Source organism: Streptomyces swartbergensis (assembly GCF_002148965.1).
Taxonomy (GTDB): Bacteria; Actinomycetota; Actinomycetes; order Streptomycetales; family Streptomycetaceae; genus Streptomyces; species Streptomyces swartbergensis.
On record NZ_NGFN01000502.1, the window covers coordinates 1 to 4,645 of the forward strand.

Consider the following 4,645-nt stretch of genomic DNA (forward strand, 5'->3'; position numbering starts at 1 on the left):
GTCGCCCGGGCCGTCAGCCGTTTCTTACCCCACCCCGAAGGCCGCTTCACTTTGCGCCTCGGGCCGCCGCTGCTGCCCCGGGCCGAACCCGACCCGTCCGGCCCCGGCCGCGTCACGGCCCTGCTCGCGCGCGCCCTGCACCAGCTGGCCCGCCGCATCCCGTCCCGCGACAGCCTGGAGCTGGACGAGGAGACCACCGCCGAACAGGGCCTCGTCGACGGTCTGTGGATGCCGTTTCTGCGGCCCGCCCGGGTCTCCGCCTTCGACCTGGTGCTGCTGCTCGACGACGCGCCCACGATGCGGATCTGGGAGGAGAGCGCCGCGCGCCTGGCCCGCGCCGCCGAGCACAGCGGCGCCTTCCGGAGTGTGCGCACGCTCCGGGTGAGCGTGCCGCGCACCGGCACCGCAACCCTGCGCTGGTCCACGGGACGGGCCGTCACCGACCCCGCCGAACTGCTCGACGGCCGGGGCAGCCGGACCTTCCTCGTCGTCACCGACGGACTCGCCCACGGCTGGGCCGCCACCGCCGCCGACCAGCTCCTCGGCCGCCTCGCCCACGCCGGCCCCACCGCCCTCGTCCACCTGCTGCCGCCGCATCTGCGCCACCGCTCCTCGCTCTACCCGTACCCGGCCGTCCTGGAGGCCGGCGGGTTCGGAGCCCCCAACGGCAGCCTCGGGCACTGGGCGCCGCCCGGCGGCCCCGATCCGATGCGGCCTCTGCCCGAAGCGGGCGACGACTCCGTCGCCGTCCCGGTGCTCTCCCTGAAACCCGCCTCCCTCGCCGCCTGGTCCGATCTGGTCACCGGTGGGCGCGGCGTCCGGCGTTCGCTGCCCGTGGTGCTGGCAGGAGCCCTGAGCAAGGGCGCGCCCGCTCCCGGTCTGCGCGCCCCGCGCCTCCCACGCGCCGCCACCGCCGCCGTACGGCGCTTCTTCAGCCTGGCCACCCCTTCGGCCCGTCGGCTCGCCACCGAACTCGCCGCCGTTCCCTTCGACTTCGACCTCGTCGAGCAGCTGCGGCGACGCGTCATGCCGGAGACCGGTCCCGATCACCTCGCCGAGATCCTCATGGGCGGGCTGATCGACTGGGAAGGCGGAGGGGAAGGGCGCCCCGAGTTCGCCGAGGGCGTGCGCGAGGCGTTGCTCGCGACCACCACGCGCAGCCAACTCGCCCATACCGTCAGCGTGGTGGGCGAGCTGCCCGCCGCGGGGGAGCGGGGCGTCGCCCTGCGCGCCGCCCTGCACGACCCGCTGCGGACCCGGCTGCCCGACCCCGCCGAACGCGGCTGGGCACGGAGCGAACTGGCCGTGATGCGAGCCCTGTCGGGGCCCTACGCCGAGCGGGCCAGGCGCATCGAACCGAATCTGTCCAGGAACCCGCCGACCGCCGCGGTGGCACAGGTGGAGAACAGCGCGTCTGCCCATCCACCCCCACAGGTGAATAATCCGGGCGAAACGACTCCATCCAGCCCAGCGGACATCAACCCGGATTCGGCCCTGTCCGATCCGACCGGAGAATCCGCGCCGTCTCCGACGGCCGGCGCCCACCCACAAGAGACCCCGGAGGCAGAGCCGCTCATGCAGCGCACCACGACCGCAACGCCGGCCCTACTGGTGAACGTGCCCATGCGCAACACATCGTTCGTCGGCCGCCAGGCGCTGCTGAGGGCCGTGGAGGAGCAGCTCGCCGCCCAGGACACCGCAGCCGTGCTGCCCAACGCCCTGCACGGCCTCGGTGGCGTCGGCAAGTCCCAGCTGGCGCTGGAGTACATCTACACCCACCAGCGCGACTACCGGATCATCTGCTGGATCCCCGCCGAACGCGAGAGCCTCATCCTGGCGGCACTGTCCTCCCTCGCCTCCCAGCTGGGTGTCGCACCGGCCGGCCAGGACAGCCTGGGCGCCGCCGCGGCCAACACCGCCGTGCCCGCCGTACTGGAGGCGCTGCGCACGGGGTCGCCGTACGACAACTGGCTGCTGGTCTTCGACAACGCCGAGGACATCGAGGCGGTGCGCGGCTACTTCCCCCACAACGGGCCGGGCAAGGTCATCGTCACCTCCCGGAACCGGGGCTGGGAACGGGTGGCCACCTCGCTGCCGGTGAACGTCTTCGAGCGCGACGAGTCCATCGAACTGCTCCAGAAGCGCGCCAAGGACCTGCCCCGCGAGGACGCCGACCGGCTCGCCGAAGCGCTCGGCGACCTGCCGCTCGCCGTGGAGCAGGCGGGCGCCTGGCTCGGCGTCACCGGCATGGAGGTCGACGAGTACCTCGAACTGCTCGCCCAGCGCAGCCCGGAGATCCTGGAGATCGAGCAGAGCCCCGACTACCCGGTCTCCGTCGCCGCCGCCTGGGACATCTCCCTGGAGCGCATCAGGGAGAACAATCCGGGCGCCCGTCAGCTTCTCGACATCTGCGCCAGCATGGCTCCCGAGCCGATCCCGAGGTCGATCCTGCGCAGCAGCCGAGGCGTCAACATCACACCGCAGATCGACCCGATGCTGCGCGAGCCGATCAAACTGAACCGGGCCATCCGCGACCTCAGCCAGTTCTCCCTGATCAAGGTCGACCCGCGCGCGGGCACCCTCCAGATGCACCGCCTGCTCCAGACCGTGCTCCTCGCCAAGCTGAGCGAAGAGGAACGCGAGAGGATGCGGGACGCCGCCCACCAGCTGCTGTCCGCCGCCAACCGGGGCCCCTACGGATCCTCCCAGGAGTGGCGCGACTACCAGGCGCTGCTGCCCCACGTGCTCGCCTCCCAGGCGGTGACCAGCACCGACCCCTATGTGCGCGACCTGGTCTACGACACCATGTGGTTCCTCTACTACTGGGGCGACCACGAAGGCGCCGCGGCCTTCGGCCGGCAGGCGTGGAGCGCCTGGCTCGCCGCCTCCGGCGAGGAGGACATCTATGTCATCCGCATGACCAAGGGCTTCGCGTTCCTGCTGCGCCAGGTGGGCCAGATCGCCGAGTCGATCCCGCTCACCGAGAAGGCGCTGGAGGTCTCCCGCCGGGTGCGGGTCGAGCCGGAGGAACTCATCGACTCCCTGTGCGAGATGTCCGACGCCCACCGGTACCAGGGCCGGTTCCAGGAAGCGCGGGACCTCGGCAAGGAGGCCACCGAACTGGCCCGCTCACTGTTCGGCCCCGAGGACCCGGCCACCCTGCGGGGCAGCCACAGCTGGGGCGTCGACCTGAGACTGTGCGGAGAGTTCAGGGAGGCGCTGCCACTGGACGAGGAGACCGCCCGTCAGCGCGACATGCTGCTCGGCGACTCCAGCTTCTTCACGCTCAACACCCTGCACTGCGTGGCCATCGACATGCGCGAGGCGGGCCGGTACCCCAAGGCGCGCGAATGGCAGGAGGACGTCTACCGCCGGGCGCTCACCGCGCTCGGTGAGAAGCACCCCCTGACCCTGCGCATCGCCCGTGACCTCGGAGTCTGCCGCCGCCGGGACGGAGACCTCGCCGAGGGCGCCAAGCTCGCCGAGGAGACCCTGCGCAACTTCAAGTCCCGCTACGGCGACGAGCACCTCGACTCGCTGACCACGGCGACCAACGTCTGCGTCGACCGGCGTCTGGCCGGGGACCTGGAGGGTTCCCGGCGCATCGCGGAGTCCACCGTGGCCAGGCTGGTGCGGCGCCTCGGACCGGATCACGCGCACACACTGGTGACCAGGGCGAACCTGGCCGCCACCGAGCGGGCCCTGGGCTCGCTGGACATCGCGCAGGAACTGGAGGACGACGTCGTGCGCCGGCTCGGCGACACGGTCGGGGCGCAGCACGTCATCACCCTCACCGTCGGCATCGGCCGGGCCAACACCGCGTACGGGCGGCTCGACTTCGAGCGGGCGCACGCGATCGACTCCGCCAACCTGCCGCTGCTGACCGAGGTGGCGGGCGGGGATCATCCGCTCACCCTCTCCTGCACCTCCAACCTCTCCCTCGATCTGCGGGGACTCGGGCGGGCCGACGAGGCGGACGTGCTCCAGCGCAAGGCCGTGGAGGGCTTCGCCGCGGTGCTGCGCAACGACCACCCCTGGCTCCAGGCCGCCCGCCAGCGCCGCCGTATCGAGTGCGACATCGCTCCCATGCCCATGTGACACGGACCGCGTCTGATTGCCTGGGTCCAACTTCCTTGCCATAGTGAGCAGTTGACACCGCAAGGGTGTTCGTGTCACGGGGGGCGCATGACGGCGGTCGTCTTCGTTCACGGAACCGGGGTGCGTGAACCGGCCCTCTCCGCCCTGGTGGGGCGTGTGACGGCCGGACTGGCCGCACAGCGCGGCGGGCTGGACATCGTGCCCTACGACTGGGGGACGGCACACGGTGCCACCCTCGCGGCCGGCGGGGCGAGCCTGCCGCCCCGGTCCGGCACCACACGCGGTACCGGTGCGGGCCCGGCGAGCCTGGGCCCGAGCGACGAGACGACCGCGGCATGGGCCGTCCTCTACGACGACCCGTACGCCGAACTGGCCTCGGCGGCCGCCGCATCCGGCCCGGTCGTCGAACGCCCGCCCGGCACCGTGCCGCCGCAGCAGCGCATCCGGGCGCTGCTCACGGCACTCGCAGCCCGAGGCGACGAACCAGGAGCCGACGTGGGCCCCGGACTGGCCCGCGCCGCCACCGACCTGGCCGCCCACCCCCTGC

The 4,645-nt window shown here is 72.5% G+C and carries 1 protein-coding gene and 1 pseudogene; both read left to right on the forward strand.

Features of this window, described 5'->3' with window-relative positions; genetic code table 11:
- Nucleotides 1-4,098: FxSxx-COOH system tetratricopeptide repeat protein (gene fxsT, locus CA983_RS40990; RefSeq protein WP_244207315.1), on the forward strand; the 4,098-nt coding region annotated here is incomplete at its 5' end.
- A gap of 120 nt (nt 4,099-4,218) precedes the next feature.
- Nucleotides 4,219-4,645: pseudogene (locus CA983_RS40995) on the forward strand (hypothetical protein); the annotation flags it as partial.